The sequence below is a fragment of the Caulobacter sp. UNC358MFTsu5.1 genome (genome assembly GCF_000712075.1).
GTDB lineage: Bacteria > Pseudomonadota > Alphaproteobacteria > Caulobacterales > Caulobacteraceae > Caulobacter.
Genome location: NZ_JONW01000001.1, coordinates 111,458 through 133,387, shown reverse-complemented (window position 1 = coordinate 133,387; position 21,930 = coordinate 111,458). Strand labels below are relative to the sequence as shown.

Below are 21,930 nucleotides of genomic sequence, written 5' to 3'. Positions count from 1 at the left end.
GTCAAGCCCGACGGGCCATTTTGCGGCGTCGCGGCGTGTGTCAGAGGCGTGACTAAGGCAACCGCATGGGTCTATCCTGTGTTAACCAAGCTGGACCACACGCTCTCGCAAAAAGCGAGCGTCGGCGGTGTCTGGGAGGAACGTGACGCGGATGACCGACAAACCCACTTCCGACTTGGCTCACCCCGTCGATCTCTACGTGGGGGCGCGCCTTCGGATCCGTCGCAAGGTCCTGGGCCTGAGCCAGACGCAGCTGGCCGAGGCCCTGGGCATAACCTTCCAGCAGATCCAGAAATACGAGCGCGGCGCCAACCGCATCAGCGCCTCCAAACTCTACGAGGCCGCCCGCCTGCTGCAGTCGCCGGTGTCCTACTTCTTCGAGGGCCTGGACGAGACCACGCAGGGCGCCGTGGACGACGGCTTCGCCCAGCGCATGACCCAGTTCGTGGCCACGCCCGAGGGGTTGGAGCTGGCGGGGCTGTTCCCGCGGCTGAACGACCGCCGGCTGCGGCGCCGGGTGGTCGACCTGGTCAAGGCGATGGTCGACGACGAGCCGGGGGCGGTCGCGCCCTAGGAGACGCCGGCGGCGGGTCCCCAAGGCCGCGCCGCACGCGCGCACGGATCGCCGGCTCCTCTCGGACGTTTCATGGGGCCAAGGGGCGTTCGTCGCCGTCCACGAGCCCGCATGCTTCTGATCGTATCGCTGTTCCTGATCTGCGCCGTCGTCACCCCGCCGGTCGGCGAGGTGGTCCGCCGCCACCAGCGCGCGGTCTGGCGCCGCAAGCAGATCGAGGCCTTCCTCCGCGCCACGCCGGTGGCCGAGTACCGCTTCGACGGCCCGTCCTAGCGGCGTTGCGCCGCACTTCCGCAAAACACCGTTCGGGCGCAACCTTCGGGTCAGGGAGCGGACGCGCAGAAGCGCGTCAAAGTCGGGAGTTTCGAAGTGAGCGCGTCCTCGAAGACGGCGGTCGGCCGCATTCGCTATTGGTGGCAAGCCCGGCCGATGGTCGGCCTGGCGGCGGGGTGGATCGCGATCGCCCTGGTCGGCTGGCGCGTCTGGAGCGCCCTGAGCGGCCGCCACGCCTAGGCCTCGGCCCCAATGAAAAAGCCCTGAGCGAACCCAGGGCTTTTCAACGTCTTGCGATGGTACCACCTCTCGGGCTCGAACCGAGGACCTCTAGATCCACAATCTAGCGCTCTAACCAACTGAGCTAAGGCGGCGTATCGCGAGGCAGTGTCTTTAGTCGGACGCGCGAGCCGGATCAAGCGCCGAAACGGCCCTTCCACACGAAAACGCCCCGGAGCGGTGAAGCTCCGGGGCGTTCGTTTCTTGGCCTGTCGCCTCGGCCCCTAGCGGGGGACCGTGAACACGATCGGGATCGTGATCTGACCGCCGTCCACCGGAGCGCCGTCAAGCGTCTTCGGCTTCATGCGGAACAGCCGCGACAGCTTCAGGGCCGCATCGCCGAAGCCGTAGTCGGCCGGGTTTTCCGACACGACCGAGCAGCCTTCCAGCGACCCCTTGGCGGTGACGGTGCACGACAAGGTCGCGCGGCCGCCAACTTCCATCCGCTGAGCGCGGTCGGGGTAGTAACGAGCCATGTCCTCGCCGGTGGGCTTGCGGGCCCAGTCCGGCTTGGTGATCACCGAAGCCCGAGCCGGCGGGTTCGAAGGAACCGGCGGCACGTTCGAGATCACCGGCGGAGCCGTTTGCTCGACCCGCTCCTTGACGGGCGGAATCGGCAGCGGCGGCGGCGGAGTCACGTCCGGCGGCGGCGCGATCGGCGGCCTCGGCTGCACCACCGCGGGAGGCGGAGGCGGAGCGTTGGTCGGCGGCGGCGGCGGCGGAGGAGGAGGCGGCGGCGGCGGCGGGGGCGGCGGAGGCAGCTCCACGTCCACGGCGTCGTCGTGATACTCCTTCATCACCGCTTCGAACTTCTGCTTCGCCAGATAAGCGAACAAAGCAGCGTGGAAGCCGACGACGACGATGGTCGCGACGCCGAAGGCGCCGAGGCCCTTCTTGCGGCGCGGGCCGTCCGAAGTGAGCGGATCGTAGTGGCGATGCTCAGGCGTTTGTTGTTCAGCCATGCATCACCCCTAGCTGTTCTGATCCTTGCCGATGAGCGCCACGCTATAGAAGCCGTTATCCTGGAGGGTGTTCATCACCTCCATGAAGGCCCCGTAGCGCGTCTTTTCATCGGCGCGGATATAGATGCGCTCCTTGGTGGGATCGCGACGGCCAATGTTCTTAACGAGGTCCGCACCCATCTCGTCAACCGTAGTGCGGTCATCGCCAATGAAGACCTGTCCCGAAGCCTTGATCGAGATGTAGACGGGCTTTGGCGGGGTCGTCGACGGTTTGGCGACCGCCGGCGGCAGGTTCACTTCGACCGACACGGAGGCGAGCGGAGCCGCCACCATGAAGATGATCAGGAGAACCAGCATGACGTCCACGAAGGGCGTAACGTTGATCTCGCTGTTTTGGTCGATGTTAAACCTGTCGCCCCCACCGCCTGAGAGTTTGGCGGCCATCGGTCTTACGCCCCTTTGTCGAGCTGACGCGAAATGGCGTTCATCAGTTCAGCAACGAAACCTTCAGAGCGCGTGCCGTAGCCGGAAATGCGGGTCTGGAAGAAGTTGTAGAAGATAACGGCCGGGATAGCGGCGAACAGACCAATACCGGTGGCGAGCAGCGCTTCGGCGATGCCGGGGGCGACGACGGCCAGGTTGGTCGTGTTGGTGTTCGCGATGCCGATGAACGAGGTCATGATCCCGTAGACGGTGCCGAACAGACCGATGAACGGACCGGCCGAACCGACCGAGGCCAGGAACACCATGCCGCCCGACAGGCGCTTGGCCAGCGAGGCTTGCACCGCGTTGATGGCGTAGGTGGCGCGGGTCAGGGTCGAGTCACGGTGCTCGCCGCCGACGGCCAGGCCAGCTTGGCGCGACAGTTCGACTTCTTGGGCGGCCGCGGCGGCCATGTCGGCCATCGGGTTGCCTTCGAATTCTTCCGACGAGCCGATGCGGGCGATGTCGGCGATCGAGCGAGCGCCCCGGAAGGCTTCCAGGAACTTGTCCGATTGCTTGTTCAGGGCGCCGAACTCGAACAGCTTGGTGATCAGCAGGACCCACGAGAAGATCGAGGCCAGGATCAGGCCGATCATGACGACCTTAACCACCGCCTGGGCCGACAGGAACATGCCGATCGGGGTCAGGGAGTGGGACTTCATCTTCTCGGTCGCGGCGACGCCGGCGTCCAGGGGCTCTTCAGCGGGCGCTGCGGCGGCGGGGGCCGGGGCGGCAGCGGCCGGAGCGGCGGCTTCGGTGGTGGCCGGCGCAGGAGCAGCAGCGTCCTGGGCGAAAGCCGGGGCGCTCGCCATCAGCGCCATGGCGCCGACGAGAGCGATGAGGGGGGTTTTCCGTTTAATGTCGAGCATCTGTCGCCAGTTCCTGATTGGTCTAGCACGTTTGGACCGAGGGTCGTCGCGCGAGAGCGTCTCCACCCTAACTTGAATAGTCCACACGGTGTCCGATCTCTCGGACGCCTTGCGGACCCGCTTCGCTGCGCTCGACCCGTTACGCCCCCCAAGCCGGGCTCATGCCCATCAAGAAGGATCGTTTCGAAGCGCGTGTGATCGCCGCCCCCGAGGAGGCTTCGATCTTACCGCAATGTTAGAATTGCGGCAGGGGTCCTTTGGCAACCCCTTTTCGTACCGTCAAGGGGTGCGAGGTCGCATAAATTTACCGACCATTCGACCGGTCCGGGGGCTTTGCCGCATCGCACAAATGGGAAATCAGGATTTGAGGGCGGTTTTTCCCTACCAAAGGGAATAACGATGTTGCATCGCAACATGCTTACAAAACATCGGTCTCGCAGACCTGATCTGAGCGCGCATCGTCGCCCAGTTCAATCTAGCCGAGAAAGACGTCCGTCGGACATCTGACCTCCCTCGCCGACCGTCTTGGCCGATAGACCAGGATTTTCGCCTCCGGGCGGCGTTTTCGCCCTTCAAAGCGGGCCCTTCCCCTCCCGGCCCGGGCCTGGACCTCGTCCCCGCCGGGAAGCGCGGCCGGATCGCTCCGACCTCGCCGAACCCCGCCCAACCGGCCGCTGAGAGGGCGGGAGCGCCTCCGGGAATCGGCGCGGCTCCGGAAATCCGCCTTCCCGCTCCGACCTCGCCTTCGGTTGGTCAGGCCACCGCTAAAATTTCACGTCTGCCCTGAGGCGGACGCGAGTGACCAAGTTCGCGGCGCCACGGCGAGATCGCCCGACGACACGGCCAAGCCGTGAAGCGATCGAAACTGAGCCGGGTGTGAAAGGAGTGGTGCCTGGGGGCGGATTCGAACCACCGACACGCGGATTTTCAATCCGCTGCTCTACCAACTGAGCTACCCAGGCCCTGGGCCGGAGAAGCGGTCGAAACCGCTTCGGCGCCCGCCCGACGGCGGGGAGCCGCGTCTATAGGGGAGGCTAAAAACGAAGTCCAGCCCCTCTTGAAACGATCTCGAACTATTCCCGGCCGAAGTCTGTGGACGGCGGGTTTTCCTCGTCCTCGTCGGCGCCGGGCACCACGTACCGGTCCGACAGCCAGCGGTTCAGGTCGATGTCGGCGCAGCGCTTGGAGCAGAACGGCTTGAAGGCCGGTTCCGTCGGCTTCTTGCAGATGGGGCAGGCGCTCATGAGGACGCGACCTCCAGACGATCGTTGGGCCAGTCGGCGACGACGGCCACGGTGAAACGGCGGCCGATCCTGTCGGCCAGGGCGGCGTCGAGGGCCGCGAAGGCCTCGGCGACGGCGGCGCTGCAGCGTCCGGCCAGCCTGCCGCCCGGATCCGCCCTGCCCTCGCGCTCGAAGGCCCGGACCAGGCGCAGGGCCCCGGCGCGGGCCGTGAGGGCGCCCGTCTCGTCCAGCAGCCGGTCGAGAATCGGCTTGGTCCGGCGCGGCACGATCATCTCCAGCGCCCCGAACTTGCTGATCGCCCCGATCCCGACGCCGGGATTGTCGACGGCGAAGGCGTTGCGGGCGGCCGTGGTCAGGGCCGGGCCGTCGTGGCCGCGGCCGACCAGGTCGAAGACCACGAGGCCGGCCAACCCCTTCAGGCGCAGGATGCGGGCGGCCGTCGTGAAGGCGGCCATGTTGGCGGCGCGGGCCGCCTTCTTGGAATCGCCCTCGCGGGCGCCGAGATCGACGTCGACGGCCACCAGGGCGCGCGTCGCCTCGATGCTGACGTCGCCGCCGCCCGGCAGGGCGAAGACGGTGGCCAGGGCCTCGGCCTCGGCGGCCTCGACGGCCTCCAGGGCGGCCAGGCCCTGGGTCGGGGAGCCCGACTTCACCCAGAGGCGCAGCAGCTCGTCGATGGTCGGCGCGTGGGCCAGCACGCGCGGCTCGCCCTCGGCCGGGCCGACATAGCGGGCCACGCCCGACTTGTCGCGGCGCGACGGGCTGCGGATCTCGATCTCGACCACCTGGCCTTCGACCAGCTTGGGCATGTCGGGCTTGAGGTTGAGCAGCAGGTCGGCCCCGCCCGGCAGGGCGACGAAGGCGGAGTTGAAGGCGCGTTCGATCTTCTTGATCCGGGCCACGCCCCGCACGCCCTCGGCGTCCAGCAGGTCGTCGCCGTCCCATTGGGCGACCAGGCGCTCAGGACGGCCGTCCAGGGTGACGACCCCGACCGTCTCGCCGATTCCCTTGTAGAGGTAGGCGCGGCGTTCGCTCATTTGCGGTAGCCCAGACCGGTCAGCAGGTTGAGGGTCTCGTAGAGCGGCAGACCGACGACCGAGGTGTAGGAGCCGTGCAGGTCGACGATGAAGCCACCCGCCACGCCCTGCACGCCGTAGCCGCCCGCCTTGCCGCTCCATTCGCCGCCGGCCAGGTAGTCGGCCCGCTCCTGGTCAGAGAGATGCTTGAACTGCACGCGGGTCTCGACCAGCCGCGAGGCCTCGCGCCCGTCGGGGGCGATGGCGGCCACGCCGGTCAGGACCTTGTGGTTGCGGCCGGAGAGCAGCTTGAGGCACCAGGCCGCCTGCTCTTCGGTCTCGGCCTTGGGCAGGATGCGGCGCCCCACGGCCACGACGGTGTCGGCGGCCAGGACGATGGCCCCGGGCGAGCGGGGCGCGACCGCCCTCGCCTTCTCCACGGCCAGACGCAGGGCGTGTCGCCGCGGGGTCTCGTCCCGCAGCGGCGTTTCATCGATGTCGGCGGGATCGACCCGATCCGGGGCGACGCCGACCTGCGCCAGCAGGTCCAGGCGCCGGGGGCTCGCGCTGGCCAGGACCAGCGGCGTCCGCTGGACGACCATTCGCCAGCCCTACTTGAAGCGGTAGGTGATGCGGCCCTTGGTCAGGTCGTAGGGCGTCATTTCCACGAGCACCTTGTCGCCGGCCAGCACGCGGATGCGGTTCTTGCGCATCTTGCCGGCGGTGTGGGCGATGATCTCGTGATCGTTCTCCAGCTTCACGCGGAAGGTCGCGTTGGGCAGCAGTTCGCTGACCGTACCGGGAAACTCGAGCAGTTCTTCCTTAGCCATCAGGCCTCTCAAAACGGGTTACGCCATGCCGGTAAAGCCCCCGCGACGATTGAGTCGGGAGGCGTCACGCGGCTGCGAGGCGGGGTGTATAACGCATTCACCCCCCAAACGTCGATGGCGCGCCGAAACGTTGTCGTATCGCCGTGGCCAGAGCGTCACGCACCTCGCGGTAGGCCGCCAACATGGCGTCGCGCGAGCCGTCCGCAAGGGTGGGGTCGTGGGTCGGCCAGTATTCGATGTCGGTGGCCCGATCGCGGGCCAGCTCGACGGCCCGGTGCTGGGCCTCGGGCGTCAGGGAGATGACGACATCGAAGCTGTCGTCCTCCAGCTGGGCGAAGCTCTTGGGCCGGTGGCCGGTGACGTCCAGGCCCATCTCGTCCATGACCACGGCCACGAACGGATCGACGCCGTCCTCGTCGGGATCGGGCTTCAGCCCGCACGAATCGACGAACGCCCGCGTGCCGTAGAAGTGCTTGAACAGAGCCTCGGCCATCGGCGAGCGCACGCGGTTGTAGTTGCAGGCGAAGAGGACGGCGCCCGGGAGGTCCGACGGCACGGTCCCTAACCCCGCCAGTGCAGCGCGCAGATCAGGGTGAACAGCCGGCGGGCGGTGTCGAGGTCGGTCTTGACCTTGCCCTCCAGCCGCTCGCGCAGCAGGGTCGAGCCCTCGTTGTGCAGGCCGCGCCGGCCCATGTCCAAGGCCTCGATCTGCTGCGGCGACGAGTTGCGGATCGCCGCGTAATAGCTGTCGCAGATCATGAAGTAGTCCTTGATCACCCCCCGGAAGGGCGACAGGGACAGCAGGTGCCGGCGCTCGTAGTTCGGCCCGGCGATGTCGAAGGCGAGGCGGTTCTCGACCAGCGACAGCTTCAGGTCGTAGGGACCGCCCGCCGCCTCGGCCGGCTCGAAATAGTTGCCGTCCAGCAGGTCGAAGATCGCAACCTGCCGTTCCTGCTCCTGGTCGCGCGAGGCGGCGGCCAGGCTGTCCTCGTCGATGAGGATGGACTTCAGGAACTGGCTGGCCTTGGCGTCGGACATCGTCGGCAGACTTGCCCCTTACGGCTTGGTTGGCAACCGGCCAGAAGGGAGGCGCACCGCCGCCGATAGGGCGTGGGCCGGCAGGCCCTCGGCCTGCGCCAGGGCGACGGTGTGCGGGCCCAGGATCGCGAACGAGGCCGCGTCGCACTTCACGATCGAGGTGCGCTTGAGGAAGTCGTAGATCGACAGGCCCGACTGGAAACGCGCCGCGCGGCTGGTGGGCAGCACGTGGTTCGAGCCGGCCACGTAGTCGCCGATGGCTTCCGGCGTCAGGCGGCCCAGGAAGATCGCCCCGGCGTGGCGCACGCGGTCGGCCAGGCGCTCGGGCTCGTCGATGGCGAACTCGACGTGCTCGGGGGCCAGCAGGTCCACCAGGCGCGGGCTGTCGTCCAGCGGCGCCAGGATGATCGCGCCGTGGTCGCGCCACGAGGCGGCGGCGTCGACGCCGGTGGCCAGGGTCTTCAGCCGCGCGTCGACGGCGTCGGACACCGCCTGGGCGAAGGCCTCGTCGTCGGTGATCAGGATCGACTGGGCGGCCGGGTCGTGCTCGGCCTGGCTCAGCAGGTCGACGGCGATCCAGTCGGGATCGTTCTTGGCGTCGGCCACCACCACGATCTCGGAGGGGCCGGCCAGGGCGTCGATGCCGACCACGCCGTAGAGCCGGCGCTTGGCGGCGGTGACATAGGCGTTGCCGGGGCCGACGATCTTGTCGACCGGCTGGATCGGGCCGGCGCCGAAGGCCAGGGCGGCCACGGCCTGGGCCCCGCCCACGCGCCAGATCTCGGTGACGCCCGCTTCCTTGGCGGCCGCCAGCACGGCGGGCTGCAGCTTGCCGGGCGGGGTGACCATGGCGATGCGGTCGACGCCGGCCACCTGGGCGGGCACGGCGTTCATCAGCACGGTCGAGGGATAGGCCGCGCGACCGCCGGGCACGTAGACGCCCACGGCCTCCAGCGGCGTCCAGCGCCAGCCCAGCTGCACGCCGGCCTCGTCGGTCCAAGCCTGGTCCTGCGGCTTCTGGCGGGCGTGGAAGGCGCGGATGCGGGCCGCGGCGAAGGCGATCGCGTCACGGACCTCCTGCGAGCACTCGGCGGCGCCGGCCTCGATCTCGTCGGCGGTGACGCGGATCGTGTCCTCGGTCAGCTCCACGCCGTCGAAGCGGCTGGTGAAGCTGAGCACGGCCTTCAGCCCCTCGGCCTGCACGGCCTCCAGCACGTTGCGCGCGGCCGCGTCGACGTTCTCGGGCGCGCCCCGGCGCTCGTCGAGGAACGCCTTGAAGGCGGCGGGGAAAGAGGGGTCGGCGGAATTGAAGCGGCGCATGGGGCCTAGATGCGGGTTTTTGTGTGGGGTGCAAGAGAAGAGTGACAGTGCGGCGACCGCTTGCCCCCTACGGACCGCTTCGCGGTCGTCTTCCCCCGGAGGGGGAAGAGCGCCGGTGCGGCGGCTCCGCCCCCTACGGGGGCGGTCAGGTGGGGGCAAGGAGGTGTGATCCCACACCAATTTGGCCGTGAGCTGATGGGGAGGCGCGGAGCGGCCGGGCTTCGCCCGGAGACCGTGAGGTTGTGTTTGCGTTTCGGCTTGGCTCGACCGCTCCGCGGAACCGTTCTTCTCAAGGGACGGCGACTGAGGGCCTGTTTCATCCCGGTCGACGTTCCCCCTCGGGCGGGCAGGATCAGGTCGCCCGGAAGGGGCCGTCGGCGACTCCGACTGATCCTGGAAAAGGCCGGTTTGAACTTCCCGGCCCCGTCGACCCACCTGTCCCGCCACCGTCCCCGCCGGACCTTGGGACCTTCTGAGCCCCGCCTCCCGCAACGATCCGCCCGCCGGGCCGGCTCGGCCCCGCTCGGTTCCATCCCCATCGCCTGCTTGGGCCGGTACCAAGAGCCCTCCCCGTGATGGTGACGGCTCTGATTGTGCGGGAGGTTTGAATGCTGGCGCGTCGGTGACGCTGCTTTTTCTGCAGGGCGTTGGAATGGTTGGGGTTTGTCCCGCCGCCTACGGGGATAGAGAGCGCTCGATCCTCGCGCGGGGACATGCCCTTGCGGCGTGTCCCCAAGTCCAGGCGCGGCGCTAGCTGATGGGGACACGCCGCAAGGGCATGTCCCCGGCCCGCGCTCCCCTCACCTCCGTCATCCTCGGACTTGTTCCGAGGACCCCTGCTTCCGCCGCGAAGAAGGACGATCCATGGAGCGGCGAGGTCGCGGCTTCTCCCAACCGACAAACCCGCCGATAGAGGGGCCCTCGGAACAAGTCCGAGGATGACGGTTCCAAAAAGGCCTGAGCCCCTCGAACCTCCGCGCGGGGACATGCCCTCGCGGCGTGTCCCCGACCGCCTGGCTCCGTGCGAAATCTGGGGACACGCCCAAGGGCATGTCCCCGTCAGCGCTTCGCGTCGGCCGCCTCGAACAGCGCGATCTGGTCCGCCCGGGCCTTCCGGAAGGCGGGGCGATCCGTCACGCGGGCCACATAGGCCTCGGTCGCGGGGCGGTCGCCGAAGGCGCGGACGTCCGAAACCCGCAGCACGTCCGCCATCAGCAGGTCGGCGACGGTGAAGCGGTCGGCCGCCAGCCACTCGCGTTCGCCGAAGATCCGCTCGAGGTGGTCGAGGCGCTGGTCCAGCCATCCGGTCAGCTTGTTGTCCTTGTCGCCGCTGATCCCCAGGAACCACCACGGCACGCTGACCATCTCGATCGAGTTCAGCGCGGCGATGGTCCATTCCAGCGTTTCGGCCGCGCCGACCGGATCGGACGGCATCAGCCTGTCGCTCTTGCGGGCCAGGTGCAGCAGCCCCGCGCCGCTTTCGAAGATCTTCACCGCCCCGTCGTCCAGGTATGGAACCTGGCCGAACGGCTGGCGGTCGAGATGGTTGGTCGCGCGATCGTCGAAGGGGATCGTGCGGACGGCGTAGTCGAGACCGGCCTCCTCGCACGCCCATCGCAGCCGCAGATCGCGCACGAAGCCGCGCGGCCCTTCGGGGACCCAGTCCAAGGTCCAGATCGTCAGTCCGCTCATCGCGCCTTCACTCCACCGCCGAAGCCCGCGCCCCGTCGCCGAGCCGCATGGCCGCCACATAGACCGCCGCCGCGAGCGCTGCGCCGACGAACCAGGCGTAGTCGTAGAGCCCGGTCCACGGCGCACCGATCGCCGCCGCCGCCGGCAGGCCCGCCGCCTTCAGGAAGCCCGGCAGGTTGGGCGCCACCCCGATGACGAAAGCGCCGACGGCCGCCAGGTTCCAGCCCTTGAAATAGGTGTAGCGCCCGGCGCGGTCGTACAGCGCCTCGACGTCCAGCCGGGCGCGGCGCAGCAGCCAGTAGTCGGCGATCAGGATTCCGGCCACCGGCCCCAGCAAGGCGCCGTAGCCGGTCAGCCAGACGAAGATGTAGCCCTGGGTGCTCTCCAGCAGCTTCCACGGCATGATCAGCACGCCGATGCCGGCGGTGATCCAGCCGCCGGTGCGGTAGCTGATCCGCTTGGGCCACAGGGCCGAGAAGTCGTAGGCCGGGCCCACCAGGTTGGCGGCGATGTTGCACGAGACGGTGTCGAGGCTGATGATCAGCAGGCCCACCAGCACGGCGATGCCGCCGATGTTCCCCGACAGGGCCACCGGGTCCCAGACCGGCTTGCCGTAGATCAGCACCGTGGCCGAGGTGACGATGACGCTCATCGTCGCCAGCAGGGCCATCGGCCCCGGCAGGCCCACCGCCTGGCCCACGACCTGGTCGCGCTGGCTGCGGGCGAAGCGGGTGAAGTCGGGGATGTTCAGGGCCAGGGTCGCCCAGTAGCCGGTCATGGCGGTGACGGCCGGGCCGAAATCCTTCCAGAACCGGCCGGCCTTGGCTCCGCCGGCGTCATAGGCGCTGGGCTCGTGCAGGATCGGGCCGATGCCGCCGGCCTTGCTCAGCGCCCACCAGACCAGCAGGCCGCACACCAGCAGCTTGACCGGCGCGGTCCAGGTCTCGAGCTTGCGCACCGTCTCCAGGCCCTTGGTGACGAACAGCAGCTGGATCGCCCAGAAGGCGGCGAACGACAGCAGTTGGCCCACGCCGATGCCCAGGCCAGGGATCATCGGCCCGACCAGGCTCTTGCCGACCATCACGCCCAGCAGGGTCAGCAGCGCCCCGCCGCCGATCCAGGTCTGGATGCCGTACCAGCCGCAGGCGACGATGGCCCGGGCCAGGGCCGGGGCCCGCGCGCCGCGCCAGCCGAACGAGGCCCGGGCCAGCACCGCGTAGGGCACGCCCCACTTGGCACCGGCATGACCAATGAGCAGCATGGGGACCAGCACGATCAGGTTGCCCAGCAGCACGGCCCACACCGCCTGGGCGGCCGACATCCCCTGCTCGATCAGGCCCGCGGCCAGCATGTAGGCCGGCACGGCGATGACCATGCCCAGCCACAGGGCCGCATAGTGCCGCGCCTTCCAGGTGCGCTGGGCGGCCGTGGTCGGCGCCAGGTCCGGGTTCCAGAGGGTGTTGCCGGCTGTCTGATCCATGTCGCCCCCGCGATCCATCGTGGACGGAGCATGGGTCAGCGAACGACGGTCGTCACGGGGAAAGTCGGCGCCTGGGCGTCGGCGGCTGAATCGCCCTATTCGAAAGCTTCGCCGTCGAGGCGACGGGGGACGCCATGCACGACTTCATCGATTCCGTCCGCAACGGCCTCACCGGCCTGCTGCGCTTCTCGGGCCGGGATCCGGCGCGGCGGTTCTGGCCCTATGTCGCCGTGGTGATGGCCCTGCTGTTCGTCGGCGCCGCGGCGACCATGGGGCCGATCATGGGCCAGTCGTTCGCCCGCATGCAGCAATTCGCCGTCGAACATCCCGACCAGGCCACGGTCACCCGGGGACCCAACACCTATTCGGTCCAGATCCACGGGAACCACCCCGAGCTCATGCCCGACATGGCCCCGTTCTTCACGGTGATGCAGGCGGGTTGCGCCCTGGTCGTGGCGTTGCTGGCCGCGGCGGTGACCCGGCGGCTGCACGATCGCGGGCGGCGCGGCTGGTGGGGCCTGCCGCCCGTGGTCTTCCTGACCGTCGGCATGACCCTGTTCCCGCGCTTCTTCCAAAGCACGCTGACGGGCGAGATGACGGTGGAGTCGATGAAGATGTTCGGCCTGATCTTCGCCAACAACGTGCTCTATCTGGCGTCGCTGGGTCTGCTGATCTTCCTGCTGGCCGGCGCGAGCCAGGCCGGCGGGAACCGTTTTGGCCCGCCCGCGCCTTGAAGCCCGCCTAGCCTATGGCGGCATAGGCCCAGGTCGCCAGCCCCGCCCCGAACACCAGGACCATGGCCACGATGCCGACCCGCCCCCACTGGATGCAGGGCCCGGCGTGCCGGAGCTCGGCGGCTTCCGGCTTGTTGATATCGCATTTTCTGAAGAACACGGAACGCGCACGCACACGGGTCGCGAACACGGCGTCAGCCATGGCGATCTCTCCCTAACGAGGCCCGCCTCTCTGTCGGAGGCGTACAGTCAGGGTTAACATGAAAACTCGCCTCGCGAGCGATTTTCGGCGCGGTTTCGGATCAAAATCGACTCGAAAAGCGCGTTTTGGTCGCCAAAAACTGACGAAAACGACGAAAACGCGCGATTTTCCGAGAAACGGCTATTTCACCAGTCGCTGCTTCCCGTCGCTACTTCACGATGCCGTCGACCGTCTGCCGGGTGACGGCGTGATAGAGCGGCCGGGTCTTGGCGTAGAGGCGCTTGGCGATCGGCTGGCCCCAATCGCCCTGGGCCATCAGGTCCTTGAACAGCGGGGCCACGAACTTGCGGCGGCCCTGGTCGGTCAGGAAGGCCTCCAGCGACGGCACGGCCGGGTCGTAGCGGTTGGCCACGGCCAGCTCCAGCCAGACGAAGCGGATCTCGCTGTTGCCCTGGGCCGACAGGCCGAAGGCCTTGTCGAGCGCGGCCAGGCGCTCCTTGGACAGTTCGCGCGGCAGGCTGGCCACGAAGCGCGTGCGCTCGGGCGTGCTCCAGGCCTTCCACTTGGCCAGCGGCGCCGGGCCGCCCTTGGCGTAGGCGGCGGCCAGGGCGTCCACCGCCGGGAAGGCGGCCGACTTGATATGCACCGCGTTGGCGGGCAGCCCGACGTCGTAGACCCACTTGTCGATGCCGATCTCGGCTTCCAGCTTGGGATCGCCCTTGATCAGGTTGGCCCGCAGGTCGGCGACGAAGCCGGCCGTGGTCTGGCTCTGGAAGGCGTGGCGGGCGAAGTAGTCCTTCAGATAGGCGTCCCAGCGCTCGCGCCCGACCGCCTTCTCGATGGTGCGCAGGAAGGTCGCGCCCTTCTGGTAGGCGATGTCGGTCATGCCGTCGTCGGGGTCGCGGCCGGTCAGGTCCAGATGCAGGCGGGTGTCGGCGCCGGTCAGGCCGCCGGCGTCCTTGATGGCGTCCTGCAGGTCGCTCCAGCCCAGATCGGCCAGCATGTCGGCGCGCGCCTTGCCGTACAGCTTCTCCATGATCCGGTTTTCGAAATAGTCGGTGAAGCCCTCGTTCAGCCAGAAGTCCGACCAGGTGGCGTTGTTGACCAGGTTGCCCGACCACGAGTGGGCCAGCTCGTGGGCCACCAGGCTGACCAGCGAGCGGTCGCCGGCGATGATCGTCGGCGTGGCGAAGGTCAGGCGCGGGTTCTCCATGCCGCCGAACGGGAACGACGGCGGCAGCACCAGCAGGTCGTACCGGCCCCAGGCATAGGGCCCGTAGAGGCTCTCGGCCGCCTCGACCATCTTCTCGACGTCGACCAGCTCGTAGGCGGTCTTCTTCATCACCGACGGCTCGGTGTAGACGCCGGTCCGCTGGCCCAGGGGCGTGAAGGTCAGGTCGCCGATGGCGATGGCGATCAGGTAAGAGGCGACCGGCTTGTCCATCTTGAAGCGGTAGGCGCGACCACCCGCGACCGGCTCGCCGTCCGGGGTCAGCATCTCGGCGCTCATCACCGCCTTCAGGCCCTCGGGCGCGACGATGCGGGCGGTCCAGGTCTGGCGGATGCCGGGGCTGTCCTGCGTGGGGATCCAAGTGCGGTTGAGGATCGCCTCCCCCTGGCTGAACAGGTAGGGCTTCTTCTTGCCGGCGGTCTGGGCCGGGGTCAGCCATTGCAGGGCCGCGCCGCCCGGGGCGCTGTCATAGCTGACGACGATGCGGCGGGCGCCGTTCAGTTGCACCGTCAGCGGCGCGCCCAGGTTCGGATCGGCCTTGCCCAGGGTCCACGGCAGGGCGGCGCCCTTGTCGTCGGCGACGCCGTGGATCACCAGACCCTTGCTGTCCAGCACCACCTCCTTGGCGTCCGGCGCGGCGGCGATGTCGAGGGCGGCCGTGCCGGTCATCTTCTGGCCGGCGAAGTCGGCGGTCAGGTCCAGGTCCACGTGCGTCACCCGCGCCACCAGGGGCTGGGCGTAGGAGTGGATGTCGTGGGCTTCCGGCGTGGTCAGGATCGCCGGGACCGGCGGGTTGCTCTGGGCCAGGGCGGGCATGGCGGCTCCGCACAGCAGGAGCGCCAGCAGGGCGGCGCGGGCGGTGGTCTTCAGGGTCATGGACGGGGGTTCCGACTACGGACAGGCTTCAGCCAACCGTCTTAGACCCTCGCTCCGCCTCTCCTCAACCGCCCATCCGGCGGAAGGTTCAGAGATAGTCCAGCAGGCTGGTCCCGCCGGTGTTGACGCTGCCGTCGGGATTGAACAGCGAGGCCAGCTTGTCCGAGAGGTTCTGCATCGCGACCATCTTGTCGTAGAGGGCCGGAGTCCAGCCGGCGGCCTGGCGCTCCTCGTCGCTCATGGCCGCGTACTGGGTCAGCAGGCTCTTGCCGAAGGCCGAGCTGTCCTGGCCCTGGGTGCTCTTGTAGGCGCTGGAGACGCTGTCGCGGTTGCGGGCCTTCACCTCGGCCGTCGCCTGGGCGATCTCGTGCTCGGAGAACTGGCCGCCCTTGTTCAGGGCCACGGCCGCCAGCGAGCGGTCGTCGAACTTGGAGAAGTCGATCGTCCCCTCGTCGGGCGAGGTCGCCGCCCCCTCTTCGGTCGCGGCGGCGTACTGCTTGTCCAGCACCGTGCGGACGTCGGAGGCCACGGCGTTGATGTCGCGCGTGCGGGGGCTGGCCACCACGCCGCCCACGTCCTTCAGATAGGCCGCGACCGGGTCGTCCTCGATGCCGCTGGGGGCGACGCCGGGCTTGGCCTGGGCCTGCTTGAGGCCCTCGGTCAGGGCGGTCTTGTCCTTGGCCCATTGGCCCGACGCCTTCTCCTCGGGCCCGGCGGCCTCGAGATTGGCCAGGGCCGCCTTGTAGAGCCCGGCATAGTCGCCGGTCACCCGCATGGCCGAGGCCGCGGCCGACATGGAGGTGTCGCGACTGGCCTTCATCTGCAGGCTGGCGACCACCTGCTCCTCGATCGAGAACTTGCCGCCCCGGTTGCTGGCGATGGCGTAGAGCGTGCGGCGGTCCAGGCCCGAGACGTCGATCGTCGCCTTGCCGTCCTTCAGGGCGCTGGTCGCCTTGGCCCCGGCCAACAGCTTGTCCAGGGCCGAGCGGGCGTCGGCCACCACCGCGTCGGTGGTGCGGTTATCGGTCTGGGCCGCCAGGGCCGCCTGGGCCTCGGCCGACAGGGTGACGTTGACGCTGGACGCGCTGGCCGAGCCGGCCGCCGCCGACTGGCCGTAGGCCGAAGCCGCGCCCGAGGACGTCCCCGTCGTCGTGGCGGTGTTGAGCAGGGCGTACGAAGTCGACCCGTAGCCGGTGACGCTGCTGACCATGGCGGACCTCGCTGGCCGCCGCGAAGATCACGAATCGCGACGGCGTGGAAACACGCCGCAACCAAGCCGCATCATGGTTAATCACGCATTAACCATGATGCCTCGCCGCCGTCACACGGGCGCGCCGACCAGGGCCACCGGGACGATGTCGGTGAAGTTGGCCACGTCGCCCATCACCTCGGCCGCGCGCGCGCCGCCCAAGGCGCCGGCCATGGCCTCGGGGCTGTCGAAAGTCAGGTGGACGATCAGCACGAACGGGGCCGGCCCGCCGTCGGGCGCCGACAGGCCCTTGATCACCTGCACGCCCTTGAGCGCGTCGCCGAAGGCGTCCTTCACCAGCGGGATGTGCGTGGCGTGGTAGTAGGCCTCGTCGAACTTCGCGCCGGCCTTGGCGGGATAGAGCACGCTGAAGATGACCATGGTCGGCTCCCTGTCTCGGCGTCGGCGCTCGCGCCGTTTGGGGGAGTTAAGCACGCGAACGCGACCGCGCCACGATTGCCGCGACGGCGCCCGCTGCGGCCGGCTTCAGGCCTTGATGTAGACGAAGGCGCGCAGCCCCGAGGCCAGGGTCGCCTCGACCCGCCTGTAGTCCGAGACCTCGTAGGTGTCGGCGGCGGCCAGTTCCTCGGCGGTGATCTCGAACACCATGCCCTCGACCGTGTCGGCCGGATCGCCGCTGGCCGCGACGATGGGGTGGTGGTCCGCGCCGCTGGCGGCGATCACCGCCGGATCGGTGATCCGCACCATGGTGCGGCTGTAGCCCGGCAGGGCGTCGGCCGCGCCCGCCAGCAGGCGGCCGAAGGTCTCCATCTGCACGCTCTCCAGCTGGAGCGTGCCGTAAGAGAACAGCCGGATGGGGTCCGGGGCGCTCATCGCGCCGACCAAAGACTGCCGGCCGCCGCCTGCAGGTCGCCCGAGACGCCGCGCCGGGCCAGGGACAGGCCCTCCAGCTCGACCTTGTCGGCCCGCAGGGTGCGGGGATGGATGGTGTAGCCCAGCTGGTAGACGGCGCGGTCGGTCTTGGTGACGCCGTCCTCGATGAACACCGTCAGCACGCCTACCGGCACGCGGCCCGTCCTGGCCTTGCCGGCGTGCTTGCGCAGGCCGTTCTCGATCCAGGCGGCCTCGAGCCGCGGACTGCCGGTGGTCTCGACGCTGTCGGAGCGAAGTTCGGCGGGGAACCAGACGGTCTGGGTCTGGATGACCTGGCCCTCGTTGACCGAGGTCAGGCGCACCCTGGCGCCGTCGTCCTCGCGCTGACCGGTCATCACGAAGGTCTGCTTGAGCGCGGCGGCACGGGCCTCGGCCTGCCGCTCGCTGGCGGCGGCCGACCGTTCGCGGTCTTCACGAACGCGCTCGCGATGCGAATCCCAGAAGCTGAGGCCGGTGATCACCAAGGCCGCCACCGCCACGATCTCGGCCAGGGTCAGCCAGCGGATCGGCAGGCGCTTTGAAGGCGTCTCTTCAGTCAAGTTCGGCTCCGTCGGCGCGGTTTCGGGAGGCGACCGTAGAGCGCCCGCAGCCTTCCGTGAAGGCGGCTAGGCCTTGGCCGGCTTGCGCCGGCGCGGCACGCGCACGACGGCCTCGCCGTCCATGATCAGTTCCCCGTCGACCAGGCCTTCGCAGCGCAGGGTGACCCGGGCGCTGACCTCGTCGATGGCCGACACCGTGATGCGCGCCGTCACCACGTCGCCGATCCGCACGGGCTTGTGGAAGGCCAGGGTCTGGGTCAGGTAGATCGCGCCGGCGCCCGGCAGGATGGTGCCGACCACGGCCGAGCCGAACGACGCCGACAGCAGGCCGTGGGCGATCCGCCCGCGATAGGCGGTCTTGGACGCGAAGCCCTCGTCCATGTGCACGGGGTTGAAGTCGTCCGACGCTTCGGCGAACAGGCCGATACGGTCCTCGGTGACGGGGACGCTCTTTTCGGCGACCATCCCGACCGCGAGTTCTTCAAGGATGTAGCCGCCGGAGGGGTGACGTTCGATCATGACGCGGCGTTAGCCGCGTTGGCGCGTCGTGGCCAGCGAAAATGCGTGGGAACCCGGTCGATCGAGACTTCTGCTCGCCGGCGGAGAGCGACGCCGTGGGGTCCGGGCCCTAAATCACCCTCTCTCATAGAAAGAGGGGTTTCCCCCTACTCCGCGTGCCCCGGCTTGCGAGAGGTGGCCCACGGCTCCGAGACATCGGCCAGGATCACGTCCAGGCAGTCGACGCTGACCTTCAGGTCGCCGCCGCCCGCGAAGGTCAGCAGCACCGCGCCGCCCGGCGCCTCGCCGGCCTCGAAGGCCACAGACAGGAGCTCGACCACCGCGTTCTTGGCGTCGCGGCGCAGCTTGCGGGCCTGGACGCCGGTGACGTCGCCCAGCTGCAGGGCCGAGCGGATGCGCTCTCCGCCCTTTTTGGCGCCCTTCTCCCAGCGGAAGCGGTTGCAGGCCAGGGTCAGGGTGCGCGCCGAGGCGTCCCAGCGGATGTCGCCGATCTTGGCCACCGCGTCCTGCAGGGCGGCCGAGATCACCGCCAGGTCGTCGGCGTCCTGGGCAAGCAGCTTCAGGGCGGGGGCGTCAGTCATTGTCGATGGCGTCCTCGGGCTCGCCCTTGATACGGCGCACCTGGGCCCCGCAGGCGCCCAGCTTCTCTTCCAGCCGCTCGAAGCCGCGGTCCAGGTGGTAGATGCGGCTGACCGTGGTCTCGCCGCGCGCCACCAGGCCGGCGATCACCAGGCTGACCGACGCGCGAAGGTCGGTGGCCATGACCTCGGCGCCTTCCAGCCGCTCGACGCCGCGCACGCGGGCCTCGCCGCCGGACACCGAGATATCGGCGCCCAGGCGCATCAGCTCGGGGGCGTGCATGAAGCGGTTCTCGAAGATGGTCTCGCGGATCCGGCTCTCGCCCTTGGCCGTGGTCATCAGGGCCATGAACTGGGCCTGCAGGTCGGTGGCGAAGCCCGGATAGGGCTGGGTCTCGACGTCGACGGCGTCCAGGCGCTGGCCGTTGCGGCGGATGATGACGCCGTCCTCGGTGCGGACGACGCCGCAGCCGGCCTCCTCCAGCTTGACCAGCAGGCTGTCGATCAGCTCGGGACGCGAGCGGGTCAGCTGGACCTCGCCGCCGGCCATGGCGGCGGCGACGGCGTAGGTGCCCATCTCGATCCGGTCGGGGATCACCGAGTGGGTGGCGCCGTGCAGCTTGGCCACGCCGGTGATGGTGATGGTCGGGGTCCCCGCCCCTTCCACCTTGGCGCCCATGGCGTTCAGGCAGATCTGCAGGTCCAGCAGTTCGGGCTCGCAGGCGGCGTTCTTGATCAGCGTGACGCCGTCGGCCAGCACGGCGGCCAGCATGGCGTGCTCGGTGGCGCCCACCGAGACGAACGGGAACTCGATCTCGCCGCCCTTCAGGCCGCGCGGGGCCTGGGCGTAGACATAGCCCTCGTGCAGGTCGATCTTGGCGCCCAGCGCTTCCAGGGCCTGCAGGTGCAGGTCCACGGGCCGCGCGCCGATGGTGCAGCCGCCCGGCAGCGAGACCTTGGCCTGGCCGGTGCGGGCGACCAGCGGGCCCAGCACGTTGAACGAGGCGCGCATCTGGCGGACCAGGTCATACGGCGCGAAGCCGCTGGTGATCTCCGGCGCGTGCAGGATCGTCTCCGAACCGTCGGGGCCCTCACGCTCGTCGACGTGGGTCCCCAGACGGGTCAGCAGCTTGCCCAGGAACTTGGTGTCGGCCAGGCGCGGCATGTTGGTCAGGCGCAGCGGCTGGTCGGTCAGCAGGCTGGCGGCCATCAGCTTGATGGCCGAGTTCTTGGCGCCGCTCACCGGGATGATCCCGTTCAGCTGCGCGCCGCCGGTGATGGCGATGCGATCCAATGAAAGTCCCTCGTCGCGCGGCCTTCGGAGGGGTGTCGCCGCGCGGTCATATGTGAAGGGGCGGTTCTACCGGTTGCAAGGGTCCGCGCAAGGGGCTGCACGGATTCCTCAACCTTCCTCCTCAGTCCGAAGAGGATTCGTCGTCCGAACGGGGTGATTCCGGCTTGGCGGCGGCCGCGGGGGCCGCCTTCCTGCGGCGGAGATTGGTTCGCAGCGCCTGCGCCAGCCTAGCTTCGCGCTCGGCTTTTTCGTTACTGGGCTTGGGGTTCTGGCTCATATGTCCACAGGTGAAATCGCTGCGACGATCGGTCAAGACGATTTTGGCTTTGCCAACCGCGTTTGGTTCGCTATACGCCCCCTCCTCGTCGCCGCCGTAGCTCAGTGGTAGAGCGCATCCTTGGTAAGGCTGAGGTCGGCAGTTCAATCCTGCCCGGCGGCACCATCGGGGTCCAAACCTAGCGGTTTGGGCCCCGACCCGTTTCTGGACATCGTCATCGACAGGCCCGGCCGCTCGGTCAGGCGCGCAGTTTCGACAGGTAGTCGAAGCTGATCCCCACCGATTCCAGGCGCGAATGGGCGAAGGGCGGCTCCTGCTCGACGAAGAAGTCGCGGACGCCTGCCGCGTGGGCGGCGGGCAGCAGGCGCGGCCAGTCGATCTTGCCGGACCCCACCTCGGTCGGGTCCTGGACGAAGACGAAGTTGGGCTTGGTCGACGCCTTGATGTCCTTGACGTGCATGGCCACGAACCGGCCCGGATGCGCCTTCAGAAGGGCGAACGGGTCCTGGCCGGCCGCGGCCACCCAGCCGGCGTCCATCTCGAAGCTCACGGCCGCCGGATCGGTGTTGGCCAGCAGGATCTCGTAGCCGTTGCGCGCGCCCGGCTTGCCGCCCGCCTGGGCGGTCAGGGGCGAGAACTCGGCGTTGTGGTTGTGATAGGCCAGCTTCAGGCCCAAGGCCTTCAGCGCCGCGCCCTTGGCGTTGAGGAAGTCGGCGTTGAACTTCCAGTCGTCGGCGGTCATCGCCCCGCCGACCCGGCCCAGCACCTGGCCGAACGCCTCGCCGGCCTTGGGTTTCAGGTCGAAGCGCTCGGGCGTGTAGAAGATCGGCATGACGATCATCCGCACGCCCAGCACGTGCGCCTCGTCGGCCAGGCGCGACAGGTCGCCGTCCAGGCTGGATTCGCCGCCCCGGGCCTGGACCTGGACGTGGGCGCTGGGCGTGGACAGGCCGAAGGCGTCCATGGCCGCCCGCAGCTGCGCCGGCGTGCGGCCCGCATAGCCGGCCAGCTCGATGCTCTTGAAGCCGATGGCGGCGACGGCCTTGAGCGTGCCCCCCAGATCGGCCTGGGCCTGGTCGGCCAGGGTGTAGAGCTGCAGCCCGATCGGCAGGCCGGTGCGGGCGAAGAACGGCTGGTCCGCCGCCTGGGCGATGCGCGCCGCGCCCAGCCCTGAGAGGCCGGCGACGCCCGCCGCCACGATCGCGCGCCTGGAAAGATCCATCGTCCCCCGCCCCTTCCGTTGTGTCGCCGCCATAAAGGCATCGGCGGCCGTCGAGGTCGATAGGGCGCGTGGCGCCTCGCGGATCGGCGGCCCCACGGTTGGCTTCGATAACGACGTTCTCGCCGGGATTGCCCCGACCGATCTTTCGCGTTAGGTTTTCAGAAAATGGGATTTGATCTCATTTTATGGGAGAGAACGACAAGCACGATCGGCCACCCAAGAAGGCCGGCGACGTCGTTCCACGGGAACAAGAAG

Annotated in this window: 26 protein-coding genes and 3 tRNA genes; 5 read left to right on the top strand and 24 right to left on the bottom strand. The window is 69.0% G+C overall.

Annotated features, from left to right (window positions below; translation table 11 throughout):
- Positions 1-151 precede the first annotated feature (151 nt).
- From BR39_RS0100605 to BR39_RS26300, 3 genes are all read left to right on the top strand, one after another.
- Complete coding sequence (locus BR39_RS0100605; RefSeq protein ID WP_029907089.1) at positions 152-574, top strand: helix-turn-helix domain-containing protein; 423 nt, start codon at positions 152-154, stop codon at positions 572-574.
- A gap of 111 nt (positions 575-685) precedes the next feature.
- Complete coding sequence (locus BR39_RS26305; protein ID WP_156035530.1) at positions 686-847, top strand: hypothetical protein; 162 nt, start codon at positions 686-688, stop codon at positions 845-847.
- Positions 848-943: 96 nt separating this feature from the next.
- Entirely contained in the window at positions 944-1,087 is a 144-nt protein-coding gene (locus tag BR39_RS26300; RefSeq protein WP_156035529.1) for a hypothetical protein, read from the top strand.
- Between the two features lie 57 nt (positions 1,088-1,144).
- Here the strand turns inward: BR39_RS26300 and BR39_RS0100590 are convergent.
- From BR39_RS0100590 to BR39_RS0100525, 14 genes are all read right to left on the bottom strand, one after another.
- A tRNA-His gene (locus BR39_RS0100590) sits at positions 1,145-1,221 on the bottom strand.
- Between the two features lie 129 nt (positions 1,222-1,350).
- Positions 1,351-2,088, bottom strand: coding sequence for an energy transducer TonB (locus BR39_RS0100585; RefSeq protein WP_029907088.1), 738 nt, complete (start codon positions 2,086-2,088; stop codon positions 1,351-1,353).
- A gap of 9 nt (positions 2,089-2,097) precedes the next feature.
- Complete coding sequence (locus BR39_RS0100580; RefSeq protein ID WP_029907087.1) at positions 2,098-2,532, bottom strand: biopolymer transporter ExbD; 435 nt, start codon at positions 2,530-2,532, stop codon at positions 2,098-2,100.
- Between the two features lie 5 nt (positions 2,533-2,537).
- Complete coding sequence (locus BR39_RS0100575; RefSeq protein ID WP_029907086.1) at positions 2,538-3,440, bottom strand: MotA/TolQ/ExbB proton channel family protein; 903 nt, start codon at positions 3,438-3,440, stop codon at positions 2,538-2,540.
- Between the two features lie 886 nt (positions 3,441-4,326).
- Positions 4,327-4,402 (bottom strand) — tRNA-Phe (locus tag BR39_RS0100570).
- A 111-nt stretch (positions 4,403-4,513) separates the two neighbouring features.
- Positions 4,514-4,684, bottom strand: coding sequence for a DNA gyrase inhibitor YacG (locus BR39_RS0100565; RefSeq protein ID WP_029907085.1), 171 nt, complete (start codon positions 4,682-4,684; stop codon positions 4,514-4,516).
- On the bottom strand, positions 4,681-5,721 hold the full coding sequence (locus tag BR39_RS0100560) for a ribonuclease E/G (protein ID WP_029907084.1): 1,041 nt from the start codon (positions 5,719-5,721) through the stop codon (positions 4,681-4,683). The genes BR39_RS0100565 and BR39_RS0100560 overlap by 4 nt, the downstream gene beginning before the upstream one ends.
- Positions 5,718-6,302 (bottom strand): nucleoside triphosphate pyrophosphatase, encoded by a 585-nt coding sequence (locus BR39_RS0100555; RefSeq protein WP_029907083.1) that lies wholly within the window; start codon positions 6,300-6,302, stop codon positions 5,718-5,720. Before BR39_RS0100555 ends, BR39_RS0100560 begins: the two co-directional genes overlap by 4 nt.
- A 9-nt stretch (positions 6,303-6,311) precedes the next feature.
- The gene (gene infA, locus BR39_RS0100550; protein WP_004617696.1) at positions 6,312-6,530 is read right to left on the bottom strand and encodes a translation initiation factor IF-1; all 219 of its coding nucleotides are present in this window, start codon (positions 6,528-6,530) and stop codon (positions 6,312-6,314) included.
- A 97-nt stretch (positions 6,531-6,627) separates the two neighbouring features.
- The gene (locus BR39_RS0100545) at positions 6,628-7,086 is read right to left on the bottom strand and encodes a low molecular weight phosphatase family protein (protein ID WP_029907082.1); all 459 of its coding nucleotides are present in this window, start codon (positions 7,084-7,086) and stop codon (positions 6,628-6,630) included.
- A gap of 5 nt (positions 7,087-7,091) precedes the next feature.
- Positions 7,092-7,568, bottom strand: coding sequence for a UPF0262 family protein (locus tag BR39_RS0100540; protein WP_029907081.1), 477 nt, complete (start codon positions 7,566-7,568; stop codon positions 7,092-7,094).
- Between the two features lie 18 nt (positions 7,569-7,586).
- On the bottom strand, positions 7,587-8,888 hold the full coding sequence (gene hisD, locus BR39_RS0100535; RefSeq protein WP_029907080.1) for a histidinol dehydrogenase: 1,302 nt from the start codon (positions 8,886-8,888) through the stop codon (positions 7,587-7,589).
- A 1,059-nt stretch (positions 8,889-9,947) separates the two neighbouring features.
- On the bottom strand, positions 9,948-10,580 hold the full coding sequence (locus BR39_RS0100530) for a glutathione S-transferase family protein (protein WP_029907079.1): 633 nt from the start codon (positions 10,578-10,580) through the stop codon (positions 9,948-9,950).
- 7 nt (positions 10,581-10,587) lie between these two features.
- Positions 10,588-12,060: an NCS1 family nucleobase:cation symporter-1 gene (locus BR39_RS0100525; protein WP_035018020.1), complete on the bottom strand. Its 1,473-nt coding sequence runs from the start codon at positions 12,058-12,060 to the stop codon at positions 10,588-10,590.
- A 134-nt stretch (positions 12,061-12,194) separates the two neighbouring features.
- On the opposite strand from BR39_RS0100525, the gene BR39_RS0100520 reads away from it, so the two are divergent.
- Complete coding sequence (locus BR39_RS0100520; protein WP_029907077.1) at positions 12,195-12,794, top strand: DUF805 domain-containing protein; 600 nt, start codon at positions 12,195-12,197, stop codon at positions 12,792-12,794.
- A 7-nt stretch (positions 12,795-12,801) separates the two neighbouring features.
- On the opposite strand, the gene BR39_RS0100515 is transcribed toward BR39_RS0100520, so the two are convergent.
- From BR39_RS0100515 to murA, 9 genes are all read right to left on the bottom strand, one after another.
- Positions 12,802-12,996 carry a hypothetical protein gene (locus BR39_RS0100515; RefSeq protein ID WP_029907076.1) on the bottom strand — a complete coding sequence of 65 codons (195 nt, stop codon included), beginning with the start codon at positions 12,994-12,996 and terminating at the stop codon, positions 12,802-12,804.
- Positions 12,997-13,204: 208 nt separating this feature from the next.
- The gene (locus BR39_RS0100510; protein ID WP_029907075.1) at positions 13,205-15,103 is read right to left on the bottom strand and encodes a M1 family metallopeptidase; all 1,899 of its coding nucleotides are present in this window, start codon (positions 15,101-15,103) and stop codon (positions 13,205-13,207) included.
- An 88-nt stretch (positions 15,104-15,191) separates the two neighbouring features.
- Positions 15,192-16,313 (bottom strand): hypothetical protein, encoded by a 1,122-nt coding sequence (locus BR39_RS0100505; RefSeq protein ID WP_029907074.1) that lies wholly within the window; start codon positions 16,311-16,313, stop codon positions 15,192-15,194.
- Between the two features lie 111 nt (positions 16,314-16,424).
- On the bottom strand, positions 16,425-16,733 hold the full coding sequence (locus BR39_RS0100500) for an EthD family reductase (protein WP_029907073.1): 309 nt from the start codon (positions 16,731-16,733) through the stop codon (positions 16,425-16,427).
- A 105-nt stretch (positions 16,734-16,838) separates the two neighbouring features.
- Positions 16,839-17,186 (bottom strand): gamma-glutamylcyclotransferase family protein, encoded by a 348-nt coding sequence (locus tag BR39_RS0100495; RefSeq protein WP_029907072.1) that lies wholly within the window; start codon positions 17,184-17,186, stop codon positions 16,839-16,841.
- Positions 17,183-17,785, bottom strand: coding sequence for a hypothetical protein (locus BR39_RS0100490; RefSeq protein ID WP_029907071.1), 603 nt, complete (start codon positions 17,783-17,785; stop codon positions 17,183-17,185). The genes BR39_RS0100495 and BR39_RS0100490 overlap by 4 nt, the downstream gene beginning before the upstream one ends.
- Before the next feature lie 66 nt (positions 17,786-17,851).
- Positions 17,852-18,304 carry a MaoC family dehydratase gene (locus tag BR39_RS0100485; protein ID WP_029907070.1) on the bottom strand — a complete coding sequence of 151 codons (453 nt, stop codon included), beginning with the start codon at positions 18,302-18,304 and terminating at the stop codon, positions 17,852-17,854.
- A 146-nt stretch (positions 18,305-18,450) separates the two neighbouring features.
- The gene (locus BR39_RS0100480; protein ID WP_029907069.1) at positions 18,451-18,885 is read right to left on the bottom strand and encodes a DUF2948 family protein; all 435 of its coding nucleotides are present in this window, start codon (positions 18,883-18,885) and stop codon (positions 18,451-18,453) included.
- Complete coding sequence (gene murA, locus BR39_RS0100475; protein WP_029907068.1) at positions 18,878-20,176, bottom strand: UDP-N-acetylglucosamine 1-carboxyvinyltransferase; 1,299 nt, start codon at positions 20,174-20,176, stop codon at positions 18,878-18,880. Before murA ends, BR39_RS0100480 begins: the two co-directional genes overlap by 8 nt.
- 367 nt (positions 20,177-20,543) lie before the next feature.
- On the opposite strand from murA, the gene BR39_RS0100470 reads away from it, so the two are divergent.
- Positions 20,544-20,618 (top strand) — tRNA-Thr (locus BR39_RS0100470).
- A gap of 73 nt (positions 20,619-20,691) precedes the next feature.
- Here BR39_RS0100470 and BR39_RS0100465 read toward each other — a convergent pair.
- Positions 20,692-21,675, bottom strand: coding sequence for a sugar phosphate isomerase/epimerase (locus tag BR39_RS0100465; protein ID WP_029907067.1), 984 nt, complete (start codon positions 21,673-21,675; stop codon positions 20,692-20,694).
- Positions 21,676-21,930: the final 255 nt, after the last annotated feature.

Bases quoted from the DNA above. Each gene is read 5' to 3' on its own strand.
- BR39_RS0100565 (WP_029907085.1), bottom strand. From the start codon at position 4,684: ATGAGCGCCTGCCCCATCTGCAAGAAGCCGACGGAACCGGCCTTCAAG.
- hisD (WP_029907080.1), bottom strand. From the start codon at position 8,888: ATGCGCCGCTTCAATTCCGCCGACCCCTCTTTCCCCGCCGCCTTCAAG.
- BR39_RS0100510 (WP_029907075.1), bottom strand. From the start codon at position 15,103: ATGACCCTGAAGACCACCGCCCGCGCCGCCCTGCTGGCGCTCCTGCTG.
- BR39_RS0100575 (WP_029907086.1), bottom strand. From the start codon at position 3,440: ATGCTCGACATTAAACGGAAAACCCCCCTCATCGCTCTCGTCGGCGCC.
- BR39_RS0100520 (WP_029907077.1), top strand. From the start codon at position 12,195: ATGCACGACTTCATCGATTCCGTCCGCAACGGCCTCACCGGCCTGCTG.
- BR39_RS0100495 (WP_029907072.1), bottom strand. From the start codon at position 17,186: ATGAGCGCCCCGGACCCCATCCGGCTGTTCTCTTACGGCACGCTCCAG.
- BR39_RS0100485 (WP_029907070.1), bottom strand. From the start codon at position 18,304: ATGATCGAACGTCACCCCTCCGGCGGCTACATCCTTGAAGAACTCGCG.
- BR39_RS0100515 (WP_029907076.1), bottom strand. From the start codon at position 12,996: ATGGCTGACGCCGTGTTCGCGACCCGTGTGCGTGCGCGTTCCGTGTTC.
- BR39_RS0100540 (WP_029907081.1), bottom strand. From the start codon at position 7,568: ATGTCCGACGCCAAGGCCAGCCAGTTCCTGAAGTCCATCCTCATCGAC.
- BR39_RS0100530 (WP_029907079.1), bottom strand. From the start codon at position 10,580: ATGAGCGGACTGACGATCTGGACCTTGGACTGGGTCCCCGAAGGGCCG.
- BR39_RS0100555 (WP_029907083.1), bottom strand. From the start codon at position 6,302: ATGGTCGTCCAGCGGACGCCGCTGGTCCTGGCCAGCGCGAGCCCCCGG.
- BR39_RS0100580 (WP_029907087.1), bottom strand. From the start codon at position 2,532: ATGGCCGCCAAACTCTCAGGCGGTGGGGGCGACAGGTTTAACATCGAC.
- BR39_RS0100465 (WP_029907067.1), bottom strand. From the start codon at position 21,675: ATGGATCTTTCCAGGCGCGCGATCGTGGCGGCGGGCGTCGCCGGCCTC.
- BR39_RS0100605 (WP_029907089.1), top strand. From the start codon at position 152: ATGACCGACAAACCCACTTCCGACTTGGCTCACCCCGTCGATCTCTAC.
- infA (WP_004617696.1), bottom strand. From the start codon at position 6,530: ATGGCTAAGGAAGAACTGCTCGAGTTTCCCGGTACGGTCAGCGAACTG.
- BR39_RS0100560 (WP_029907084.1), bottom strand. From the start codon at position 5,721: ATGAGCGAACGCCGCGCCTACCTCTACAAGGGAATCGGCGAGACGGTC.
- BR39_RS0100480 (WP_029907069.1), bottom strand. From the start codon at position 18,885: ATGACTGACGCCCCCGCCCTGAAGCTGCTTGCCCAGGACGCCGACGAC.
- BR39_RS0100500 (WP_029907073.1), bottom strand. From the start codon at position 16,733: ATGGTCATCTTCAGCGTGCTCTATCCCGCCAAGGCCGGCGCGAAGTTC.
- BR39_RS0100585 (WP_029907088.1), bottom strand. From the start codon at position 2,088: ATGGCTGAACAACAAACGCCTGAGCATCGCCACTACGATCCGCTCACT.
- BR39_RS0100505 (WP_029907074.1), bottom strand. From the start codon at position 16,313: ATGGTCAGCAGCGTCACCGGCTACGGGTCGACTTCGTACGCCCTGCTC.
- BR39_RS0100525 (WP_035018020.1), bottom strand. From the start codon at position 12,060: ATGGATCAGACAGCCGGCAACACCCTCTGGAACCCGGACCTGGCGCCG.
- BR39_RS26305 (WP_156035530.1), top strand. From the start codon at position 686: ATGCTTCTGATCGTATCGCTGTTCCTGATCTGCGCCGTCGTCACCCCG.